The sequence below is a fragment of the Bacillus sp. SCT118 genome, assembly GCF_058566435.1.
Window position 1 is genome coordinate 169,375 of the sequence record NZ_CP191225.1, and the last position, 23,098, is coordinate 192,472.

The following is a 23,098-nucleotide window of genomic DNA, read 5'->3' on the forward strand; positions in this document are numbered from 1 at the left end:
GATTACAGGATGTGATCAGCCTGATATTCCTCTTGGCTGATTTTTTTCGCTTTTGTAACATTTCTTTTGAAATGGTAGATCAGATAGCAAAGGATGATACAAGGAACTCCGCAGAAAAGTGCGATTCTTTGATTGGGATCAAAAGCAAGACCGATACAAGAAGCAGAACATAATAAGAGAGCGGCTATAGGCATAAGAGGATAAAGCGGCGTGCGAAATGTCAGATCTTTTACATCCCCCCCCTTTTTCAGAAATCTCTTTCGAAACAAGAGTTGGGACAAGGCAATGCTCATCCAGACCACGACTCCTGCAAATCCAGCAATTGCTACCATCACCACATAGACCGTTCCAGGGGCCACGATACTGGAAACGAGAGATAAACAAGATACAGCCATACTGATCATTAAGGCATTTAAAGGAATGCCTTTAGATGTCACTTTCTTAAAACGGGAGCTGATCATGTTTTCATTTGCTAACGACCACATCATACGGGTCGAAGCATATAAGCCTGAGTTGGCGACAGACAGCAAGGCTGTTAATATCACGAAATTCATAATATCAGCAGCGTAAGGGATTCCGATCTCCGCAAATACGGCTACAAACGGGCTTTCAATCACGCCTGCGTCCTTCCATGAAATCAACCCGGATAATATGAAGACAGCGCCAATGAAAAAAATCACGGTTCTCCATGCGACATTACGGATGGATCGCGGTATATCCTTTTGAGGATTTGCTGATTCTCCTGCTGTAACGCCGATTAACTCTGTACCAGAAAAGGCGAAGCTCACAGATATCATTGCGATAAAAACGGCGAGAAAGCCATTCGGAAACAGCCCGCCATGGTCCGTGAAGTTTGACAACATAGGAGCATCCGCCGTTCCGTTTAAAGAGATCAGGCCAAACATAGCGGCTCCTCCCAAAATGATAAATAAAATAATGGTGACAATCTTTACGCTTGAAAACCAAAATTCAGTCTCCGCAAATAACTTAACTGAAAATGCGTTGCATATAAAAAGAAGGGCTGCAAAAATCGCACTCCACATCCATACACTGCTGTCAGGGAACCAGCGCTGCATGAGAATACCGGATGCGGTAAACTCAGAGCCTACCGTCACCACCCAATTGATCCAGTACATGATGCCGACCATAAAACCGGTAGATGGACCGATAAATGTTGTAGCATATTTTTGAAAAGAGCCGGTCACCGGCATGGCAACCGACAATTCGCCGAGACATTGCATGACGAGGTACATCATCAACCCGCCGATTACATAAGCGAGTATCGTACCGCCGGGTCCGGCTTGATGTAGCGTATAGCCTGTACTGAGGAAAAGTCCTGTGCCTATGACGCCTCCCAAAGAAATCATAAATAGGTGCCTGCTTTTCATTGTGCGTTTTAGCTGTTGGCTGCTGTTCTCCTGAAGATTCACTGTCTCGCCCTCCTTTTAGCTGCCATTCATTAGGCAGATGAGTTTCTTATACCCAAAAAACAACCTGCCAGAAGATCACTTGAATGGGGAGAGTTTCATTCCTTTTAATGCGTGTAACAGAACATGAGCTGCAGCTCTGCTTGTCATATCTCGAAAATCGAGGGTAGGATCGACTTCAACAATTTCAATCCCGGCAACATTGGGCTGTTGTGCGATGTACTTGACTGCTTCAAGCAATTCGTCTGTATAGAGGCCTCCCGGGCCAATCGCTGGACAGCCGGGTGCATGGGACTGGTCTAAGACATCCATGTCAACAGATATAAAAATGAAATCTGTTCTATTTTGAACGGCTGGCAAAACCTCTTTTATCGTGGAGATGAGTCCTTTTTCCCGGATCATGTCCATCGTGTGAATGTTCACGTTATGTTTTTTTGCATATGCTTCATAGGCCTGGCTGTTGCTGAATTCTCTGATACCCAGCTGGATCAAATGTTGACCTTCAATGATCTCTTCATCCAAAAGGCGGCGGAAGGGGGTGCCGTTTGTCGGCCCCCCGTCCTCCGTATTGCGAACATCGTGATGGGCATCAAATTGAATCACCGCTGTCGTTCCTTTTGTTTGTGCTATCGCTTTTATTGTGGAGTAGCTGATAGAGTTATCTCCCCCAAGTATGAGCGGCACCCAATCCGGATGATCCGAAAGCAGAGCGTGCATGGTTTGGAAAATGTGATGATGTGACTTTACGATATCAGTGACATGAATATCGATATCCCCCAGATCATATAGAAGCTCTGATACGACATGCTCTCCAAGCTCAGCAGAATAGGCTGATGAATGTTTCAGAGCCTGGCGTATTGTTCCGGGTGCAAAGGAAGCGCCTGAATGACTGATGGAGGATTTTGATAGGGGGACACCTATCAACGCCGGTCCCTTAATGTCTTGGCCGTCCCATGTTGCGATCAGGTCGCTCATTTTTGTGACATCCCGGTCCTTAAACGAAGACCCAGCCTCTCTGAGAAAAGGGTACTTATCCAAAAATAGCTCCCTCCCTGTTGACAACAATTGTTCCGTTTTTCATGACTTGATGTACATGATTGACCCCGTAGTGATACGGAATATACATATAGTTCGAGGCTTGCCAAATGACTAGATCAGCTGAGCGGCCGACTTTGAGCTGACCGGCTTCCTCTCCTTTCCCTATGGCGTATGCGGCATTGACTGTGACCGCATGCCATATTTCTTCTGCAGTCATTTTCAGATGAAGAGCGGCAATGGACATAATCAGCTGGATATTTTCAGTCGGCGAGCTGCCAGGATTAAAATCCGTTGCCAAGCTGAGACATACACCTTCATCAATCATAGCTCTAGCCTTGGCGTATGTGCTTTTGCCAAGATAAAATGTCGTGCCCGGCAAGAGGACGGCGATCGTTCCTGCCTCAGCCAATTTCTTTATGCCTTCGTCCGATGCACCTACCAAATGGTCGGCTGAGACGGCCTTTAGCTCACCTGCTAATTCAGCACCTCCAAGCGGATCGATTTCATCTGCGTGTATTTTTAATCCGAAGCCTGCCTCAGCTGCTTTTTGTAAATAACGGCGGGATTGGCTGACTGTAAAAACGCCTGTTTCTGTAAAAATATCAGCAAAGCTGGCGAGCTCCTGCTCTTTGATTTCTGGCAAAAGGGAAAGCATTTGATCCAGAAATTCATCTGGATCGTTTTGATATTCGGGAGGAATCGCATGGGCTCCCATAAATGTGGAAACAAGGTCAACAGGCTGGCTTTCATGCAGTTTCTTTGCGACACGCAACTGTTTGAGCTCTGTCTCTTTTTCCAAGCCGTAGCCGCTTTTCACTTCTGCTGTGGTTGTGCCGTAGGACAGCATTCTTTGCAGATGAAAATGGGCTTTTTGCAGCAGCTCTTCTTCTGAAGCCGCCCTGGTATCCTTGACTGTAGACAGAATCCCGCCGCCCTGCGCCAGAATATCCAAATATGAAATGCCCTGAAGCTTAAGGTTCATCTCCTTTTCACGAGATCCGCCAAATACAAGATGGGTGTGCGGATCAACGAGGCCAGGCGTTACAAGGCGTCCCGAACAGTCAATGATTTCGTCTGCCTCGTAACCGGCTTCAGCCCCTTTTTGTCCGGCGAACACAATTTTCTGTTTATGGATGCCGACAACAGCGTCTTCGATCACATGAAGATCCTGCATGCTTTTGCCTGCCCGCGGACCGCTGCTTTCCATCGTCAAAAGCTGACCGATGTTGATGAGAATCGTATCAATTTGCTTTGGCATGTCATCACTCCTTTATTTTTGCATCGGCACGATAATGTCCTGTTCCTTCGCTACTTCAACGGCACGTTCATAACCCGCATCCGCATGACGGATAATGCCCATTCCTGGGTCGCTCGTTAAGACCCGCGCGAGCCGCTCGTCAGCCAGCTCACTTCCATCGGCCACTGCAACCATGCCGGCATGCAGGGAATAGCCCATTCCGACGCCGCCGCCATGGTGGAAGGAAACCCAGCTTGCACCCGCCGCCGTGTTGACAAGCGCATTTAGCACAGCCCAATCACCGACAGCGTCACTTCCGTCCTTCATCGCTTCTGTCTCCCGGTTTGGAGAGGCGACAGACCCGCAGTCCAAATGATCTCTCCCAATAACGACAGGCGCTTTTAGCTCCCCGGTTCTAACCAGCTCGTTAATGGCGAGGCCCATCTTTTTTCGTTCTCCATATCCAAGCCAGCAAATACGGGACGGCAAGCCTTGGAAGGTGACTTTTTCCTGTGCCATATCAATCCAGCGGTGAAGGGCTTTATTTGTCGGGAACAGCTCTTTTAATAACGCATCCGTACGGTAAATATCTGCCGGATCTCCGGAAAGCGCCGCCCAGCGGAACGGCCCTTTTCCTTCACAGAATAAGGGGCGGATGTAGGCAGGGACAAACCCCGGAAAATCGAAGGCATTCTCCAGCCCTTCATCCTTTGCGACTTGCCGGATATTGTTGCCGTAGTCAAATACAATAGAGCCCTTTTGCTGAAAGGCCAGCATGGCTTCGACATGTTTTTTCATGCTTTGCTTCGCAAGGCGCACGTAAAGCTCTGGATTGTCTTGACGCAAACGGTCAGCTTCATCAAGTGAATAGCCCTCGGGAACATAACCGATTAAAGGGTCATGGGCAGATGTCTGATCTGTCACAATATCAATTTTGACGCCTCGGTTCAAAAGTGTGTGATGCACCTCAGCTGCGTTTCCGAGAAGTGCAATGGACAAAGGTTTTCCTGCCAGCTTTGCCTCTTCAGCCCAAGCTAGGGCTTCCTCAATCGATGCTGTTTTTCGATCGCAGTATTTTGTTTCGATCCGCTTGTCGATGCGTTTTTCGTCAACCTCGACAGCAATGACGACGCCTTCATTCATCGTGACAGACAGCGGCTGTGCGCCTCCCATTCCGCCGAGACCCGCTGTCAGCGTCAATGTTCCTTTTAAGCTGCCTCCAAAGTGCTGTCGCGCCAGCTCAGCGAAGGTTTCATAGGTTCCTTGCAATATGCCTTGTGAGCCAATGTAAATCCAGCTGCCAGCCGTCATCTGTCCGTACATCATTAACCCTTTTTTCTCAAGTTCATGGAAATGCTCCCAGTCTGCCCACTTCGGAACAAGAACAGAATTTGCTAGGAGCACGCGCGGGGCCTGCGGGTGTGTACGGAACATGCCAACGGGTTTTCCGGATTGCACGAGTAATGTTTCATCATTTTTTAATGTTTTCAAGGAATGCTCAATGGCGTGAAAAGCGTCCCAATCCCGTGCGGCTTTGCCAATCCCGCCATATACGATGAGGTCTTCCGGCTTCTCGGCGACTTCTGGATCAAGGTTGTTTCGAAGCATCCGAAGCACTGCCTCTTGCTCCCATCCTAAGCATTCAAGCTCTGTTCCTCTGTTGGCACGGATTGATTTTTTTACATCAGTCATATGTTCATCCCCCTTAGTTCTTTATTCTGATGATCAGGTATTAAAGATTCTTTCTTCAGCCAGTCAGTCAAGCGTTCAATGTCATAGGAAAAAACACGGTCCTGCTGAATGGACGGCACGACTTTTCTCATTTCCTGAAAAAGCTGTTTCGTATAGGACGCTGCATGTTCTATGCCTCTGTATTCAACCGCCTGCAATGCACAAATGGCTTCGATCGCAATGACTCTCCTTGTATTTGCGATCACCTGATAAGCATGCCGAGCGGCGATGGTTCCCATGCTGACATGGTCCTCTTGATTGGCGGATGACGGAATGGAATCTACACTTGCAGGATGGGCCAGTGTTTTATTTTCAGAAACGAGTGAGGCCGCGGCGTACTGCATGATCATTGCACCGGATTGCAGACCGGGATGAGGGCTCAGGAACGGCGGCAGGTCATTCAGCTGCGGATTCACAAGTCGTTCGATCCTGCGCTCTGCGATATTCGCAAGCTCTGATATTGCGATTTTCAGAAAATCCATGGCAAAGGCGATCGGCTGTCCGTGAAAGTTTCCGCCGGAAATCACTTTGTCACCGTCATTGAAAATGAGTGGATTGTCTGTAGCTGCGTTCATTTCAATCTCTAATTTTTCTTTGACATAGCCTAGTGTCTGCCAAGTCGCACCGTGTACTTGCGGAATACAGCGCAATGAATAGGCATCCTGAACCCGCAGTTCTCCCTGGGAGGTTGTCAGGCCGCTGTCAGATAGATAAAAGCGAATTCGTTCTGCGACATCGATCTGCTCCTGATAGCCGCGTGCTGAGTGAATATCCTCGTCAAATGCATCGATAATTCCCCGCAAACCTTCAATCGTTAAGCTGGCAATTCGCTCTGTTTGATAGGCTAGTTTCTCAGCTTCGATGTAGGCGACCACCCCCATTGCAGTCATGGCCTGAGTCCCGTTAATCAAGGCAAGCCCTTCCTTGGATGTCAACGTTACCGGTTGAATACCTGCTTTTTTCAAGCCTGTCATTGCCGGCATTCTTTCCCCCTCAAAAAAGACTTCTCCTTGTCCGATCAGCGCAAGCGCCAGGTGGGAAAGCGGCGCCAGATCTCCGCTTGCGCCAAGTGATCCCTGCTGGGGGATGACAGGATGGACGCGTTTATTTAAAAAAGCAAGCAACTGTTCGATCAGCTCAGCGCGTACACCGGAAAAGCCTTTTAACAGCGCATTGGCGCGCAAAAGCAGCATTGCCCTGGAAACACACTCAGGAAAAGGGTCGCCGACTCCGCAGGCATGAGAAAGGATTAAATTTAGCTGCAGCGCCGCCGAGTCTTCTTTCTGAATCAGGACATCGCTGAATTTGCCAAATCCGGTGTTGATGCCGTAGATTGTCTTTTCGTCGCGTACAATCCGTTCCACTGCCGCTCTGCTTTTTTTCACGCGCTCCATACTTTCCTCGGAAGCCGCTGCCTCCTCAAAATCAAACAGCACACGAGCGACGTCGGCTGTTGTCAATGAAGAACCGTCTAAAGTCACCATAAGCCCAACTCCTTTTTCTTTACTTTGGTAAAGCGCCCATACAAAAAGGAGCTATGCTGTGAACATCTGTTTTCACGCATAGCCCCCTATCGTCTAAGATCTATGGGCTGTTTCATATGTGATTAATTCCAACACCGAATGTCTCGTGCTCAAGACCTTTAATCGGCGCCCCGATTGTTCCGTAAAGCGAGACAGCAATCCAATCGCCTTCCGCTTCACTTTCATAAGGATTTCCCCTCAAAACGGCAAACCTCAAGCCCACCGTCCGAAGCAGCGATCCCAGCAGCATTTCACCTCTGGTCACGCCATGCAAAGCCTCCATCGTTGCATGATAAAGCGCATGTGACTCCCGATAACCCTCAGATTGAATGACACCGCTCTTTTTGGAAGCGGTTTCAATTGCGGCTACTACTTTATGCGCGTCCATTGATCCTACCTTGCCAAGACAGACCTTCCATCCGTCTCGCTCCAGCTCCTCAACCTGCGTACTCTCTTCCGCCTCATTCAGCAGCAGGAGAACAGACAGCCGGCCGATCCGACGCTCTTTGTGCAGTGTCATATGAATCACTCAATTCCTAAAAATTCTGATAACTATTAACTGAGTATTATATTAATTGGTTCAGCAGCAGAAGTCAAAAGGTTTTTTACAGTCTTTAACAAGTTAGATTGCTATTGTAATAGCGAGACACAGAAAGCCGCACATTGCACACGAATACCCAGACAGAAGTGCAAGCGGCCGCTGTCATATTGCTGACAATGAGAGGTAAAATGCCAAAAAGAGGCGAAGTTGCCGGAGAAAAGTCGACGACTTTACAAGACCGGACAAAGCGTTCATTACGTACGTAAATGAAGAAACAGAAGTAATTGAAGAAGGAGAAACGGCAAAAGGGTTGAACTATGAATAGAGGATATGCAAGCAGCAGTTCTGTGCCAAACAGACATCAGTCTGACAATGTAAGAGAACAGTGAGAAATCACCTATCTGTTTGAATATGAAAACATGCGGCTGTTTTAATAGGCCGGTGTTTCTTCATAGAGAAATGTAAGCGCTTAAAAATTTAATAAAAAAGAGAGGCGAATTGTTTAGATGTTCAACCGATTGTTCCGTGTATGTTTTCTTGCAGCTCTTATCATGGCCTTCACCCTGCCAAACTCCGCTAATGCACAAAAACCCGTATTTAAAGAAGTCAGCGTTCATGATCCTTCCATCATTGAAACAAATGGCACCTTTTATGTTTTTGGATCTCATCTCGCTTCAGCAAAAACAAATGACCTCATGCAATGGCAGCAGCTGACCAACAGCGTAAGCAACGACAACCCACTTATCCCGAATGTCTATAAAGAATTAAAAGAAACCTTCGAATGGGCGCAATCCGATACTCTTTGGGCGGCTGACGTCACGCAGCTGGCGGACGGCAAATACTACATGTACTACAACGCCTGCCGCGGCGACTCGCCTAGGTCCGCCATGGGTGTTGCCGTCGCTGACAACATCGAAGGGCCATACAAAAACAAAGGCATCTTTTTGAAATCAGGAATGGAAGGCACAAGCAGCGATGGAACACCGTATGACGCAACCAAACATCCGAATGTCGTCGACCCGCATACCTTCTTTGATAAAGACGGAAAGCTGTGGATGGTGTACGGATCATACTCAGGCGGCATTTTCATACTTGAAATGAATTCAAAAACGGGCTTCCCGCTTCCTGGGCAGGGATACGGGAAAAAACTGCTCGGCGGCAACCACAGCAGAATCGAAGGCCCGTATGTTCTCTACAATCCAGACACCCAATACTACTACTTATACCTATCATATGGCGGTCTCGATGCAACAGGCGGCTACAACATCCGTGTGGCCCGCTCCAAGAAACCGGACGGCCCTTACTATGATGCAGAAGGCAATCCAATGCTCGACGTCCGCGGCAAGGAAGGCACATTCTTCGACGACCGTTCCATCGAACCATACGGCGTCAAACTCATGGGCAGTTACACTTTTGAAACAGAAAATGAAAAAGGCACCGGGTACGTCTCACCAGGCCACAACTCCGCATACTATGATGAAAAAACCGGGCGTTCCTATTTAATCTTCCACACCCGCTTCCCGGGCAGGGGTGAAGAACACGAAGTCAGAGTCCACCAATTGTTCATGAACAAAGACGGCTGGCCGGTAGCAGCGCCATATCGTTATGCGGGCGAAACACTGAAAGAAGTAAAACAAAAAGATATCACAGGAACATACAAACTCATCCAGCACGGAAAAGACATCTCAGCCGACATCAAAAAAACCATCAACATCCAGCTCAACAAAAACCACACCATTTCCGGGGAAATGACCGGAACATGGAAGAAAACCGGAAAAAACACAGCCGACATCACGTTAGAGGGGAAGAAGTATAACGGGGTATTTTTACGCCAGTGGGATTCGGTGAGAGAGAAGAACGTCATGACGTTTAGTGTGTTGAATGGCAGCGGTGAGGCTGTTTGGGGATCTAAATAAGATGGAGAAGCGCCTTCGAGGGAAGGCGTTTTTTCATTGCTTCTTTACTTTAGAATCCATAGTATTAATATGAGGCGAGAAAAATATTTATCAGAAAGGGAGAAATCTATTGAAAAAAACAATCAAAGTTGCTGCAGCAGTAATTCAAAACGATAAGAATATGATATTATGTGCACTTCGTTCGCCAACCATGTCTTTGGCTAATCTATGGGAGTTCCCAGGAGGGAAACTTGAAGAGGGAGAGAATGCACAAGAAGCTCTTGTGAGGGAAATTCATGAGGAGCTTGGTTGTAAAATTGAAGTCGGTGAAATTATCGCTGACATTCATCACGAATATGAGAAAATCATTATAAATTTGATTTCTATTCAAGCGAAAATTATTGAGGGTGAACCTTTTGCCAAAGAACATTCGGAACTCAGATGGGTGCCCGTGAGTGAACTTGAGTCACTTGAATGGGCACCTGCTGATATTCCAACTGTTAATTTATTGAAAAATGAAACAAAGGGGACCTGTTAATTGTCAATGATTATAACTTTCTTCATAGTAATTTTGGTCATTGCTCTAATAATTTTACTTTCTAAGTATATTATAAATAAAACATTCTTTTTCATTGAGCTTATTAGTAACTATTTGTTTAGGAAATATAAATTAATTGTTTCTACAGGTTATAATCCAATTAAGAAATATATTAGATTTTTGAAGGTTAGTGAGATTATTTTTATAATACTTACATTCATTTTCTTAATAACAACTCTTATGTGGATTATAAAATTCAACACTTCTAAATATTTATATATTTTTTTAATATCAGCTGCTATTGTTATCTTTTATACAATTTTTATTGGTAACTTCAATTTAAATATAAAGAAACAGTTAGATAAAAGCAGCTATAAATATGTTAGCCCAATAGAAACTTTAATAAAGAAAATAGATAAAGAAAGTTATATCTACACGCGAATGAAAGTATTAGTTGAAAGTTTGTTAAGTTTTTATATACATCTACTTATTGTATTTATTTTATATAGTTTCTCATCTTTATTTACGGATATACCTAATACCATTCGCTATGTTTTTTGGATGTCCTTACCATTTGGTTTAGCTAGTTGGGTATATTTTTCTACTTTCAACAGTGCTAAACAAGATGTGCGAAGAATTATGATTTATATTATATTATTAATTATAACTATTAATAAAAGTTACGAAGATTTTAAAATTCTACTGAATTTAGAAGGCCAAAACAAATCTATTGATTACTTTAGTTTCTTAATATTAACTGTTTTTACGGCATTAGATAGACTTCTTAAAAGCGTGAAAGATGATTATAAAAACTTTAAAGATCCAAAAAAGAGTTGTAAATGTAACAAAGCTACTTAAATAAGCATCTTGCCAACAATTGCTTCTTTAATTTATTAAATCAACATACAAGTTTTCTGGGACAGACTGATGGAGCTTCCATATTACATTCATAGGTTTGTCCCCATTGCTTGATACGTAATCAACTTTACCTAGATAAATAAAAGGTAAGGTGATGTCATGCATTTCGCTAAATTTACGCACGAAAAGATGTATTTTATATTCTTTTTGTCTATGGTTAATAAAATTCTGACCTACAGGAGAATCATGTGATGTTTGATTTTGACTTTGCCAGTGAAAATGATGGGGATCTATAAAGTAATCTTTATATAACAAATGGTCCTCAACTTTTTTAGATTTATTTAATGTAATAAAAATTAAGTAGTTATTGTTAACTCTCCTTACACCTTCTCGCCACGTTCCCTCTTGATCAGTTGATTGAAATAAATGTATGAGTTCATTTCTAGTATATGTTTGATACAAGGTGAGTTGTAGTTCACTAGATAAAAGTGCTTCTAAATTATTCATGCGTCTAAATTCGGTTAAACCATACTGGATACGCTCCTTAATATAAGGACCAAACCGAGGATGGCATAAACGTTCAAAAATATTTAATTGTAGTATAAACGTATTTTCCTCCACTGTACCAAAACTCCATTGTTGTTTCTTATGTGGTGTGGATAAACGCTCCATAGATCGTTTAATCAAGTTGTCGTGTATATTAGTATTTTTGATTTTTAAATGAAATGTATCTTCTAAAGACTTTTTAACATCCTCTACAGTGATTCTCTGTATATTAAATCCACATTGTAACAATAATAAATCATAGGGCCACTTAATCGGAAACTGTTGCTCTAACCAGGATACCATTCTTAAAACTAACGTATCATTTAATACTTCTTTATCTAAAGAATGAAGGTCATCCATTTTTCTTTTCGTTTCGACCCAAGACTTATATTTTTTTATAAAAAAGGTAAGACCTGGAGCTTGATCTGAATAAAGAAAATCAAGTAGCTCTGGAGAACGCCCAATATCTCGTTTAAATTGATAATATAATGTTTTTAGCATGGCAGCTGAATTTAATTTAATACTATCAATTTTGTGTAAAATCTCTTTCTTCGTTACAGATGCAAGATCTACATAAGATCCACCTGGTAAGTCTGCAAACTCATGGGTAACCGCAACTCGTAATGAATCTTTATCAAAGGATTTTTGGCTAGTTTGTCCGGAAAGGGCTAGCGGTATAACAAACGATTTTTGATAGTTTCCTATAAAATCAAGTACCGTTACAAACTCTTTATCATCAGTCTTTCTTAATCCTCTTCCTAACTGTTGAATAAATATGGTTGGTGATTCAGTCGGTCTCAAAAAAAGCAGTAAGTTTAATTTTGGTATATCAATGCCTTCATTAAAAATATCTACTGTAAAAATCAGTTCTAAACTATGATGCGGATCTTCAAGTTCTCTAATCACTTTCTGACGTTGTGCTGAGGAATCTTGCCCTGTTAAATAAGTTGTATGGAATCCTAATTGATTAAATTCTTGGCTCATATATTGGGCATGTTCAACGTTAGTACAGAAGCCCAATCCACACATTCTTTCTCCGTCGAAACCGTACATATTTATCATCTTTATTACATAATCGACCCGCTCATGATTTTTCAAATGATTAACCAATGAACGTTCATCGTAGACCCCGTTTGTTATTTTCACTTTATCGTAATCAACAGTATGGTCCGGAATACCAAAATAATGAAATGGGGCAAGCAATTCAGCTTCTAACGCATCTCGAAGGCGGATTTCATAGACAACATTATGATTGCAGATTTCAAGTACATCTTTACCGTCTAAACGTTCTGGAGTTGCAGTTAAACCTAATAAGAATCCAGGTTTAAAGTAATTCAACACTGATTGATAGGTAGAGGCTTCTGCATGATGAAATTCATCAATGGCAATGTAATCAAATTCATCTGGTGCAAACCGTTTTAATGTTTCTTCTTTATACAAGGTTTGAACTGTGCTAAATAAAAACCTTTTATTCCATTCTTTTTTCGATCCAGTTAACAATCCAAAGTTATCATGGTCATTTGTGACTTTTTCAAATGTTTCAATGGCTTTAGTTAGTAACTCCTCACGATGAGCAATAAAAAGATATTTTTTTGGTTGATATTCGGAAAAATCAAATGCTGCAAGATATGTTTTCCCTGTACCAGTTGCAGCGATAATAACAGCCCTTTCCTCACCTTGTTCTCTCGTTTTCTTGAGGTTTTTAAGCGCTATTTCTTGCATGGCATTAGGTTGTATTTTTGTTTGGTAAAGAGAGTTTTGAGAGACGAGAGACGCGCTCATTTTGTGATTAGCTGCTTGAAATTCTTCATAAGCTTTTAAGAACTGGTCATCGACCGGTTGTGTTTTTTCGACCCATACTTTATTAAAGACATCTTTTGTTTGTTGAAAAATTGGAAGATATTTTGTATCTGGTATTCTTGCATTTAGCTCATACCCAGTGGTCAGAGCGGATTGCGAGAGATTTGATGATCCAATAATGACACTATGTTGCCCTGAAAGACGTTCAAATAAGTAAGCTTTTGTATGAAACGATTGACTGTAATCATTTACAATTCTCAAGTCGACATTTTGAAATTTCATGAGCTGTTTAAGGGCTTTAGGTTCAGTAATTCCCATATATGTTGATGTGATAATACGTACTGGCACATTACGCTTATTAAGCTCTTGTAATGGTGGAATAAGAAGTTGGACGCCAGACCATCTTGTAAAACTGACCATAAAATCCACACGATCAGCAGTTAACATTTCATTCTTTAATGCTTTAAAAAAATTATCATCCGCTCTATGGTTTCCGAGTAGATTCAACCGTGATAGCGAAAAGTGCTCTGACACAGGAAGATCCAGGTCACCTACATGATAAAGAACTGAAGAAAGTGGTATTGCAAAGGCAGTATCATTACCAAGATCAGAAGATATTTTTTGGGTTAATTCAACCGCCTGATTATATTGTCCGTGATGAACAAGCGTTTTGATTTTTTCGCCAAATTGTTTTGCTATATGTAAAGTTAAAATTTCTGTATATTCTTTCGGTAAAACAGGCTGAAAACGATGTTCTACTGGATAAAGCTTGTGCTTTTCTTGCAATTCTTCATGAAAACCACTGTTTTTTTTCATTTTTCTCTCTCCATATTTAGATAGATATCCTAATTTTATCATTATTATTGACTATAGGTAACAGATATTTGTAAATGGCATCGCGAATCAAATGAGGACGATTGTACCCGATCTTAAAGTCCTGTGTAAGCAGGATTTTATTCGCAAGAAAGTCGAATGAAAAGGATAATAGATAAATATACTTATTTATATTCTGTGTAAGACAAATCCTTTTACCTATTTATCCAATATGACCCATCATGTAATATGAAAATAGTCTGTATTGTAAAGAATTGACACAGTTTGATAGAAACACGAGGTGTTGCGGCATGCATAGTGAAATGTTGTTACATTCGGTAAAAGCCGACTTACATGAAAAGCAGGAACAGATCCATCAATTAAAACGAGTGCTGCACGAAATTAGGCAAATCAAACACGATTTCTCTGAGGCCCAGCATCTCATTCACCGGCCTCATCTTAACCGGGAGGCATGGAGAGGAACACATGCTCAGCGGTTTGAAGATATTCGTGAAGGAATGAACAAAGCATATCAGCAAATCAAAAGCGATCAAGTCAGCGGAATCATCGAAAGCATAGAAGGAAAAATCCACTCATTAGAGGGCGATGTGTATTCTATAAGACGCCAAATCACGAGGATAGAGCATGAAATAGAGAAGGAAAAACATAAAAAGTGAGGTGAGCACAAATGGCACAGGAAATTAAAATGGTGTATGGCACAGTGAAGCAAGGGCTTTCTCAGCTCAAGAATTCAGCTGAACTCAAGTCCTCCTTGCCCGGCCATCTCTCAGGCAGAAACCATTTGAATGTTGTGAAGTCCATCGAGCAATTAAATAAGGACATCAAAGAGCTCACTGAAGCATATGCGTCTGTTCTGGCCAAGCATATCGCACAAACGGAAAGCGCGGTAAACGCCATGAAGGAAACGGACGAAAACATATCATCTTCCATGAAATAAAGCGCGGGAGGACAAGGGATTGAAAACATTAGATGTCCACGCTCTTCACGAGGGCATTCAGCATACGATTGAGAAACTGGACAAGCAAAAGCAACAGCTGGAGAAGCTGGAAAAAAGCGTTGAGCATCTGGCAGGCATGAAGGATGCGCTGAAAGGAAAAGGCGGAGATGCCATCCGGACCTTTTACGAGGAGTGCCACAAGCCTTTTCTCCTTTTCTTTGGCATGTTTATCGACGAATACAAAAAAGTGCTGAAACAAACACAGCATGCGATTTCCTCTGTAGAATCTGACTCCCATGGCATGATTGCAGAGGCTTTTCTCTCACACGATGCAAGACACGGGGTCAAGCATGCACGAGAAGTGACAGAACAGCTCACAGACGCAGTGAATCGCCAGACATCAGCCATTGATCACATCGTCAGCCTGCCGACAGTCAATGATTCCTTTTTTCGGATGGAAACAGAACAGGCTGAGCGACTGATTTCGGACACCCTGAATAAGCTCTTTCAATTTGACGGCCAGCAAACCCAAGCACTAGAAACCGCAAAATCAGATTTTCAAACGATGAAAAAATACATGGATCAGCTCGAAACGATGTACACAGGGCCGAAAATTGAAATCACAGGCTACAAAACCGGCTCTATTTTGAAATCACAGGAAGAAGAAAACATCAACCAAACCTTCGGCGGCATTAACTCTCAAATGAAGCAGCCGGATGATTCACCGATGGAGATGATGCTGAAGAAACTGGAGAAACATAAGCAATCAAACGTTGATTCTGTGATGATGGATGACAAACAACAGAAGATCGAGCGCGAGATTCATGCTGATGATAGTAATTTAACTGTATTACAGAAAGAAGCAGCAGCACACCCGAAAGTCTATGGAGACATACGGGTGATAAATGATAAAATATATAATCATAAAGGATTAAAAAAGATAGATACGATAGAAGTGATTGACGAACTAACTCGTGATACTGCAAGCATCGACTACGTCGGCGGCAAATATTATATATATGAAAACGGCCAAATTGTGAGAGAACTCTACGCTGGAGGGAAAAAGCGGCTAGAAGAAGTGTCTTACATTCCAGAGGATAAAGTAGGCGGAGCTAAGCCAATTGATTCGTTTCTTGCCGGAACTCAATATGAATTTATTGAGTGGGTAAGCCCTCAGGGTGCTGTTAAAAAATTGGCGGTCCGAGGCGGGAAGCGTGTTGTCACAGATGTGGCTAAACATGTTGCGGGGAAGGAAAGTAAGGGTGAGGTTAATAAGGTTGCTTCAAAGGGTGCGAGTGAAGGTAAGAAATTGGTATCTTCAAAGACGGTTATTAGCTCAGATATGGAAGCGAAAATATTGGAAGGACAACGTAAAGTTCCAAAAAATATTTTAATAGGTGGACATTCCTCAAGTATAAACAACGCTAATGATAATTTCGCAGTGGAAGTACTATCTACTAATGCAGATGGGACGAAAAGTGTTATGTTTACTAAGCAATTTGTAGATGGTAATATTTCTAAAATTAAAAAGAGTACATTATTTCCGGAATCGTGGAATGATGATCAGATTCTTAAGAGTATTATAGAGGTTGGAAATACACCACCTATATCTACAAGGTTGAGGGATAGATCAACTTGGCATAGAGCATCAAAAAATGGAGTGGAAATAGATGTTATCAAAAATGGTGACGAGGTAACTAGTGGTTACCCAACAGGAAAGGTAAATGCGCCTCGTCCATCAGGTTTTTGAGATGTAAATTGAAAGGTGATAAAAAATGTATAGAGAATTGGATAATCTTTTATCTGCTGAAACAACTGAGGACTCATGGTACGATGATGGTTGTATAATTGCAAGTGATATATTGTCAGACTTTAGAGCAGATGATTGGGGAAAATTAAAAAACGAAGCACTTACTAAACCTTTGGAATGGCAAAAAAAACTGGCATACTGTATGGATAATAACGGAAGTTCACATGAATTTTCAATATTACTATCACTACTTAGTATTGATAATGAAGAGCTATTTGAGGTATGCATAGATTCTCTAAGAAGCTTTGTGACTCCCGAGAGTAAACAAATGATATTGAACGATCCATCCATACTTCAGAGAATAAATGATAAGTTGCCAAAAGCAAGTGCCCCAGTAAAGAAAATACTTGAAGACTTCCTTGAGAAGGTTCATTCTTAATAATTTGTTATAGAATTGTTTATACAACAATGCTTAAAAGTCAATGATAACTTTTTAAAGCTTATTCTCACACAGTGATGTGAAGTGGAATAAGCTTTTCCTATTGCAGGATCAGCTTATAATTTTAAAGACTCAGGTAAAATAACCACAAGGAAGAGATAGATGGTGTATACAGTTGAGATAATCAAGAAAAACGAATTTGAATGTAACTGGATTACATTGTTTATTAGTAGGCAGTTTAAGTTAATTTCTTCACAAGAAGTAACAAATTATGCGGTTAATTATCTAGTGAATAATCCTAATATTAAAGATGAGAATATCTTTGAATTGGCGTGGGAACAAACTGAAGAAAGAGCAGATGCATTATTAGACCACATAGTCTCTAATAGCCGTTCTGAAGTCTTGAATAGAGAGTATCATAAGTAGTTATACACTGTTTTGAAGAATATATAATAATTCTTCTGATGATAGTATGTTTAGCGACATTGAAAACATTGCTTATATGTTTAACACAACTGAACATATGAACAATTTTTTTAGAACTGTATCGCCTGTTTTCTATTATCCTTCTGATTTGAAATATACAGTAAAAGAACTACTAAAAGAATTTTTGGAAACTGAGAGGAAAATAATTTCTAATTAATTATGATTGGGAAATACTCATTATATTGCTTGCGTTACCTCACACCATCTACCGGTGAATAAGAAATAACGGAGATAGTATATTGCTCAGATATAAATATGCAATTGAATATATAGATGATTATGATGAAGTCATTTTGGATTTGGAAAAAGAGAAAATACTTAAAAATGGTTACCTTATTAGTAATTCGTTAGGATCTGATATATTTAGTGATTTCGATAGCATAAAGGAAGAAATTGAACAATTATTAAAAGTATTGTCTGGGGAATTACCAATATTCGAAAGTGGCGGGAATTTAAATTTAATTAGTTCTGATAAACATAAAACAGTGATTGAAGATATTTTCGCAGATGAAGATGAAGGAGATTGTATATGCACAATAGAGACGGTGGAATATACCAAGATCATTTTAATCTGGGCAAAAGAAAGTATTAAGTACAAAAACAAAAGAGGCGTTCTATCAGCAGAAGAAGCTGATGAAAGAATAGGTTGGATAAAAGAAAAGTGGAGTGAATTGAATTTTACTAATTGAGGAATAAACAGTGGCGGTATACATTTTATTACTAAAAGAATATGAAGATAATGAAACTGTGGTTTACAAATTGGGGCCTCATGAAAATACTATGGGCAAAATGAAATTAAATAAAATAATTAGGGAATTTTCAGAGTTAGAAGAAATTAAAGACTTCCCGTCAACATTTTATTTTGATCGAGCTGCACATAGATTAGCAGTTTGTTTAGTAAAAGAAGAGGGTGTATTTCCAGAAAAAACGGCTTTTGAGTCTTAGCAAATAATGAAGCTTTTATTGACAACAATGCCCTTCAAGGTTTTAATGCATTCAATATAATAAAAATCAAAGAGGTTCTCCTATGATATATAAAGCACTTATTAAAGGACTTGATCCACATATAGAAGAGGAAGTGATACTCGAAATTGAAGGGGTTGAATTCACAGGTTTTTCATCTGTCTGTCCTTATGAAATTGAAGTGGGGAAAAAATATCCTGTGTTAGTTGGTTTTACGATTTTGGATGAGTTAGTTATTCGTGAAAGTATAGAAAAAACAAAAGAATTAGAACGGATTGGTTTAGGATATCAATATTATATTAGGGGGGTTTTACAAGAGGATTCAATTGATGCAGGAATCGTTCTTACTGATGAAGATGAGTATTTTTCTGAATATCCTTATTTAATTGGGAAAAATGTTGAGATGAAGGTTGACAGGATAAGGAATTTTTAAGGGAGGCTGTTTAAATATAAAAAGTAAAATGATTATAAAAATGGAAACTTAAATTTTTTTATGAGAAGGCTTTGTTCTTGGACATAATCAGAAAAAATTATGAAGGAAACCTTGATTGACACTGCCATAAATAATAGCTGAAGAAATACATAAGGTGATTGTAGAGAGTGAAGAAGATAGATGAGAAATTTTTATTGAGAAAAATAAATGAATCATTATTAATCATTCAGATTGTTTTGCCCCTAGCAGGAATCGTTCTAACTATCACGACAATATGGTTAGCAAATACCAATCAAGTTAACGATATAGAGTTATATGTAATTGCTGGTTTTTCATATGGTGTATTTTTCTTTTTGTTCCCTTTAGGTATTTATATATTTAGGAAAAGAATACTTATAAAAAAATTAAATGATTTAGACGGATATCAATAAGTTTCTAAAACGTGAATGTACAGTCTAAGAGCCATTGGGTTGAAAAAAATCCATTCAAGAAAGTCATCCGGGAATAGGGTTTGAAACTATTATTAGAAGGTCATTTGAAATTATGTTAAAAACATTAGAATGTAGAGATAAAAAGCCTATGAAAGTAGAATTTGATGTCTATACACCAATTAATATAGAATTTGGAAATTGGGATATATCAGAAGATAAAACGGTATACTGGAGAACCGGAGATTTTAAAAAATCATTAATCGAAATAGGATTTGCACAAAAAACAGGAGAAATTCGTTCTATTACATTAACTCTGTGTGAAAGTGTTTATAAATCTAAAGAATGGAATATTGAAAACATTGAACCAATAAAAGGAGTTCCTGTTCTTAGCGTAGACCGACAACAGAATGAAACGTATATCGATGAAAAAGGAATATTAAACGTATATATAACAGATAAGACAGTTTATATTCAATTTTCAGCTCATGAGATAAAATCTCTTATAGAAAATAATCACGTATTATTTTGTTTGGATTGTGATGACAATATTTGTGGTGTCATTATAAACGATGTAGGAGATAATGAAATCAACATATTAGAACAGGCATTAAAATAATAATAAAAGAAAAACCTTGAAGGGTGAACCTTTCACAATTATCATCTTTTTCTAGCAACAACAAATAAAAAGTTAAGGGGCAGTTTAAAAATGTTCACTACTTACAATAAATATGATTTATTAGAACTATTTGAAAGTGAGCCAATAAGCGTGGTGAGTGATCCCCTTGCAGAAATATTCATATACTCTATCCAAGATATGAAAGGCTTTAAACTGATTCTGACAATGGATGTATACGCTTTGGAGTGCAATCTAAGTCTCACCTTCAATGAGTTGCTTGTTTTTGAATCTAAGTTTATAAATGTTACTCAATTAAAAAGATGTAATTCTGATCTATTTATATATATTCATAACTAACCAAAGGTAAAGGTTATATTTAAAAAGCAACTTGGAATTATTTTTGTTTAATGACATATATGAAAGCAAGGATGTTAGAAATTGAAAATCGCCTTAAATACATTCAAAGTATCATGTAAATTACGATTGGAAAACTCTTTACGTTGGGTTGAAGCAAGGGTGGATAAACAAAATTGAAGTAATGAATTATGCTGTTGAATATTTGATGAACCATCCCGGTGTATAACAAGAAGAAATTCTAGAACTGGCTTGGGGAGACAAGGATGATATTGAAGAAGCCATTTTGAATATATTACAAGTTGAAGAAAATAGTTTCTATGCTATTGAAAAAAGAAAATGGAGATATGTTATTCTTCTTGAAGTAAAATCAAAGTATAGTGATCATGGAATTGAACTTTTGAGCAAGCTTGCGGAAGTTTATGCAGATATGAATTACCCTGAAGATATGGCGGGTTTTATTCATTATCATCCTTTTAATAACGGGTGTAACTCGCATTTACATTCCTATGAAAAAAATATAAATAGATTATGCAATTTCAAGATTTTTTAGTAAGGAAAAAACAAAATATACAAAATGGCTTACCGTTATAAAAAATAGTCCTTATTGAGCAATCACCTTAGTCAACACCAAAAATGAAAGCGTTGACATCCCGCAAGTCTAGTGCTAAAGTATACCTACAAACAAATAAAACGACCCGTCAGGATTGTTACTGCGAAAGCAGGCAAAACCTAAATGGTGCAGGTGCAGGAGGAGACTCTCGCAATCTGTGTCATTTAGGTTTTTTTTATTCTCTTTTAGGAGGTGATGCAGCATTTGATAGAAAAAAAGCTGGTGAAAGGCGGCCACCTTTCTTCCAGCAGTCCCCCCATAAAAAGGAGGTATATACATGGATTATGATAAATTATCGAAGGACATATTACAACTCGTAGGCGGTGAAGACAACGTTCAGCGCGTGATTCACTGCATGACGAGGCTGCGTTTTAATCTTCATGACAATTCGAAGGCGGATCGCAGTCAGTTGGAGCAGCTGCCTGGAGTGATGGGCACCAATATCAGCGGCGAGCAGTTTCAAATCATTATCGGAAACGATGTGCCGAAGGTGTATCAGGCGATTGTGCGGCACAGCAATCTCAGTGATGAAAAGAGCGCTGGTTCATCCTCTCAGAAAAAGAATGTGCTGAGTGCGGTCTTTGATGTGATTTCTGGTGTGTTTACCCCGATTCTGCCTGCGATTGCGGGAGCGGGGATGATCAAAGGGCTTGTTGCGTTGGCAGTTACGTTTGGCTGGATGGCGGAGAAGAGCCAGGTTCATGTCATTTTGACGGCTGTCGGTGACGGCGCGTTCTACTTCCTGCCGCTCCTGCTAGCGATGAGTGCGGCGAGAAAATTCGGAAGCAATCCGTACGTAGCGGCTGCCATTGCGGCGGCGATCCTGCATCCGGATTTGACAGCCCTGCTCGGTGCGGGGAAACCGATTTCCTTTATTGGGCTTCCTGTAACCGCTGCCACTTATTCGTCAACGGTCATCCCGATTTTGCTGGCGATTTGGATTGCTTCATACGTGGAAAAATGGATTGACCGTTTTACACACGCATCTCTCAAATTGATTGTGGTTCCGACATTCACGCTATTGATTGTCGTGCCGCTGACATTGATTACAGTCGGTCCGCTTGGCGCTATTTTAGGAGAATACTTGTCTTCTGGGGTCAATTATTTGTTTGATCATGCAGGGCTTGTGGCGATGATTTTGCTGGCTGGTACATTCTCTTTAATCATTATGACGGGCATGCACTATGCCTTTGTGCCGATCATGATCAACAACATCGCTCAAAACGGCCACGATTATTTACTGCCGGCTATGTTTTTGGCGAATATGGGGCAGGCGGGAGCATCATTTGCCGTCTTCCTTCGCTCCAGAAACAAAAAATTTAAATCACTCGCGCTTACCACAAGCATCACGGCGCTGATGGGGATTACAGAACCTGCGATGTACGGCGTGAATATGCGATTGAAAAAGCCGTTTGCGGCCGCTTTGATTGGCGGTGCAGCCGGTGGCGCGTTTTACGGCATGACGGGTGTTGCTTCCTATATCGTCGGAGGTAATGCAGGTCTCCCGAGCATCCCTGTCTTTATCGGCCCAACGTTTATTTACGCGATGATCGGCCTTGTGATTGCGTTTGCGGCGGGAACAGCAGCTGCGTATTTGCTTGGATTCGAGGATGTGCCTTCTGACGGCAGCCAGCAGCCGGCAGTGCATGAAGGCAGCAGAGAGATCATTCACAGCCCGATTAAGGGAGAAGTGAAAGCATTAAGTGAAGTCAAAGACGGAGTGTTTTCTGCCGGGATCATGGGAAAAGGATTCGCCATTGAGCCTGAAGAAGGAGAAGTTGTGTCGCCTGTTCGTGGAAGCGTTACCACCATTTTTAAAACAAAACACGCAATTGGCATTACGAGTGATCAGGGAGCTGAAATACTCATACACATTGGATTGGACACGGTGAAGCTGGAGGGACAATGGTTCACGGCTCACGTCAAAGAAGGCGACAAGGTCGCACCGGGAGATCCGCTCGTGTCCTTTGATCTGGAGCAAATCAAAGCCGCGGGATATGACGTCATTACCCCGGTGATCGTGACCAACACAGACCAATATTCATTTTCGCCGGTAAAAGAGATCGGTAAAGTGCAGACAAAAGAAGCGCTGCTTGCTTTATCTTGAA

At 40.9% G+C, this 23,098-nt stretch carries 22 protein-coding genes and 1 pseudogene; 16 read left to right on the top strand and 7 right to left on the bottom strand.

Annotated elements, in window-relative coordinates; genetic code table 11:
* Nucleotides 1-2: 2 nt before the first annotated feature.
* From ACQVGT_RS00905 to hutP, 6 genes are all read right to left on the bottom strand, one after another.
* On the bottom strand, nt 3-1,430 hold the full coding sequence (locus ACQVGT_RS00905; RefSeq protein WP_015385089.1) for an amino acid permease: 1,428 nt from the start codon (nt 1,428-1,430) through the stop codon (nt 3-5).
* A gap of 75 nt (nt 1,431-1,505) precedes the next feature.
* Nucleotides 1,506-2,465, bottom strand: coding sequence for a formimidoylglutamase (gene hutG, locus ACQVGT_RS00910; RefSeq protein WP_015483920.1), 960 nt, complete (start codon nt 2,463-2,465; stop codon nt 1,506-1,508).
* Nucleotides 2,458-3,723, bottom strand: a complete 1,266-nt coding sequence (gene hutI, locus ACQVGT_RS00915; protein ID WP_015385087.1) for an imidazolonepropionase — start codon at nt 3,721-3,723, stop codon at nt 2,458-2,460. Before hutI ends, hutG begins: the two co-directional genes overlap by 8 nt.
* 12 nt (nt 3,724-3,735) lie before the next feature.
* Nucleotides 3,736-5,394, bottom strand: a complete 1,659-nt coding sequence (gene hutU / locus ACQVGT_RS00920; protein WP_014478453.1) for a urocanate hydratase — start codon at nt 5,392-5,394, stop codon at nt 3,736-3,738.
* Nucleotides 5,391-6,917, bottom strand: a complete 1,527-nt coding sequence (hutH, locus tag ACQVGT_RS00925; protein ID WP_015385086.1) for a histidine ammonia-lyase — start codon at nt 6,915-6,917, stop codon at nt 5,391-5,393. Before hutH ends, hutU begins: the two co-directional genes overlap by 4 nt.
* A gap of 112 nt (nt 6,918-7,029) precedes the next feature.
* The gene (gene hutP, locus ACQVGT_RS00930) at nt 7,030-7,476 is read right to left on the bottom strand and encodes a histidine utilization transcription antiterminator HutP (protein WP_003243875.1); all 447 of its coding nucleotides are present in this window, start codon (nt 7,474-7,476) and stop codon (nt 7,030-7,032) included.
* A gap of 143 nt (nt 7,477-7,619) precedes the next feature.
* Here hutP and ACQVGT_RS00935 point away from each other — a divergent pair, with 143 nt between their 5' ends.
* The 4 genes from ACQVGT_RS00935 to ACQVGT_RS00950 all read left to right on the top strand — a co-directional run bounded on the left by ACQVGT_RS00935 (nt 7,620) and on the right by ACQVGT_RS00950 (nt 10,788).
* On the top strand, nt 7,620-7,763 hold the full coding sequence (locus ACQVGT_RS00935) for a hypothetical protein (protein ID WP_236822443.1): 144 nt from the start codon (nt 7,620-7,622) through the stop codon (nt 7,761-7,763).
* Nucleotides 7,764-8,003: 240 nt separating this feature from the next.
* Nucleotides 8,004-9,413 (top strand): arabinan endo-1,5-alpha-L-arabinosidase AbnB, encoded by a 1,410-nt coding sequence (abnB, locus tag ACQVGT_RS00940; protein ID WP_046340292.1) that lies wholly within the window; start codon nt 8,004-8,006, stop codon nt 9,411-9,413.
* Between the two features lie 109 nt (nt 9,414-9,522).
* Nucleotides 9,523-9,930 (top strand): 8-oxo-dGTP diphosphatase MutT, encoded by a 408-nt coding sequence (gene mutT / locus ACQVGT_RS00945; protein ID WP_014478449.1) that lies wholly within the window; start codon nt 9,523-9,525, stop codon nt 9,928-9,930.
* 6 nt (nt 9,931-9,936) lie between these two features.
* The gene (locus ACQVGT_RS00950) at nt 9,937-10,788 is read left to right on the top strand and encodes a hypothetical protein (RefSeq protein ID WP_015385082.1); all 852 of its coding nucleotides are present in this window, start codon (nt 9,937-9,939) and stop codon (nt 10,786-10,788) included.
* A gap of 27 nt (nt 10,789-10,815) precedes the next feature.
* Here ACQVGT_RS00950 and ACQVGT_RS00955 read toward each other — a convergent pair whose 3' ends face one another.
* A complete protein-coding gene (locus ACQVGT_RS00955) occupies nt 10,816-13,950 on the bottom strand; it encodes a DUF3427 domain-containing protein (protein WP_015483916.1) in 3,135 nt (1,044 codons plus the stop codon).
* A 308-nt stretch (nt 13,951-14,258) separates the two neighbouring features.
* Between ACQVGT_RS00955 and ACQVGT_RS00960 the strand changes: the two genes are divergently transcribed.
* The 12 genes and pseudogenes from ACQVGT_RS00960 to bglP all read left to right on the top strand — a co-directional run bounded on the left by ACQVGT_RS00960 (nt 14,259) and on the right by bglP (nt 23,097).
* Nucleotides 14,259-14,624 carry a YwqH-like family protein gene (locus ACQVGT_RS00960; RefSeq protein WP_014478447.1) on the top strand — a complete coding sequence of 122 codons (366 nt, stop codon included), beginning with the start codon at nt 14,259-14,261 and terminating at the stop codon, nt 14,622-14,624.
* Between the two features lie 11 nt (nt 14,625-14,635).
* Nucleotides 14,636-14,905, top strand: a complete 270-nt coding sequence (locus ACQVGT_RS00965) for a YwqI/YxiC family protein (protein WP_003218942.1) — start codon at nt 14,636-14,638, stop codon at nt 14,903-14,905.
* Between the two features lie 19 nt (nt 14,906-14,924).
* Nucleotides 14,925-16,655: a T7SS effector LXG polymorphic toxin gene (locus ACQVGT_RS00970; RefSeq protein ID WP_015385079.1), complete on the top strand. Its 1,731-nt coding sequence runs from the start codon at nt 14,925-14,927 to the stop codon at nt 16,653-16,655.
* 25 nt (nt 16,656-16,680) lie between these two features.
* Nucleotides 16,681-17,094: a hypothetical protein gene (locus ACQVGT_RS00975; RefSeq protein WP_015483915.1), complete on the top strand. Its 414-nt coding sequence runs from the start codon at nt 16,681-16,683 to the stop codon at nt 17,092-17,094.
* 162 nt (nt 17,095-17,256) lie between these two features.
* Nucleotides 17,257-17,520: a DUF2247 family protein gene (locus ACQVGT_RS00980; protein WP_015483914.1), complete on the top strand. Its 264-nt coding sequence runs from the start codon at nt 17,257-17,259 to the stop codon at nt 17,518-17,520.
* A 299-nt stretch (nt 17,521-17,819) separates the two neighbouring features.
* Complete coding sequence (locus tag ACQVGT_RS00985) at nt 17,820-18,269, top strand: hypothetical protein (RefSeq protein WP_015385077.1); 450 nt, start codon at nt 17,820-17,822, stop codon at nt 18,267-18,269.
* A gap of 10 nt (nt 18,270-18,279) precedes the next feature.
* Nucleotides 18,280-18,525, top strand: coding sequence for a hypothetical protein (locus tag ACQVGT_RS00990; RefSeq protein WP_015483913.1), 246 nt, complete (start codon nt 18,280-18,282; stop codon nt 18,523-18,525).
* Between the two features lie 82 nt (nt 18,526-18,607).
* Nucleotides 18,608-18,976 carry a UCP019853 family protein gene (locus tag ACQVGT_RS00995; protein WP_015385075.1) on the top strand — a complete coding sequence of 123 codons (369 nt, stop codon included), beginning with the start codon at nt 18,608-18,610 and terminating at the stop codon, nt 18,974-18,976.
* A 167-nt stretch (nt 18,977-19,143) separates the two neighbouring features.
* Nucleotides 19,144-19,407: a hypothetical protein gene (locus ACQVGT_RS01000; protein ID WP_014665973.1), complete on the top strand. Its 264-nt coding sequence runs from the start codon at nt 19,144-19,146 to the stop codon at nt 19,405-19,407.
* Between the two features lie 112 nt (nt 19,408-19,519).
* Complete coding sequence (locus ACQVGT_RS01005) at nt 19,520-20,023, top strand: hypothetical protein (RefSeq protein ID WP_015483912.1); 504 nt, start codon at nt 19,520-19,522, stop codon at nt 20,021-20,023.
* A gap of 505 nt (nt 20,024-20,528) precedes the next feature.
* A pseudogene (locus ACQVGT_RS01010) lies at nt 20,529-20,930 on the top strand (DUF2247 family protein).
* A gap of 337 nt (nt 20,931-21,267) precedes the next feature.
* The gene (gene bglP, locus ACQVGT_RS01015; RefSeq protein ID WP_041518130.1) at nt 21,268-23,097 is read left to right on the top strand and encodes a PTS beta-glucoside transporter subunit IIABC; all 1,830 of its coding nucleotides are present in this window, start codon (nt 21,268-21,270) and stop codon (nt 23,095-23,097) included.
* Nucleotide 23,098: the final 1 nt, after the last annotated feature.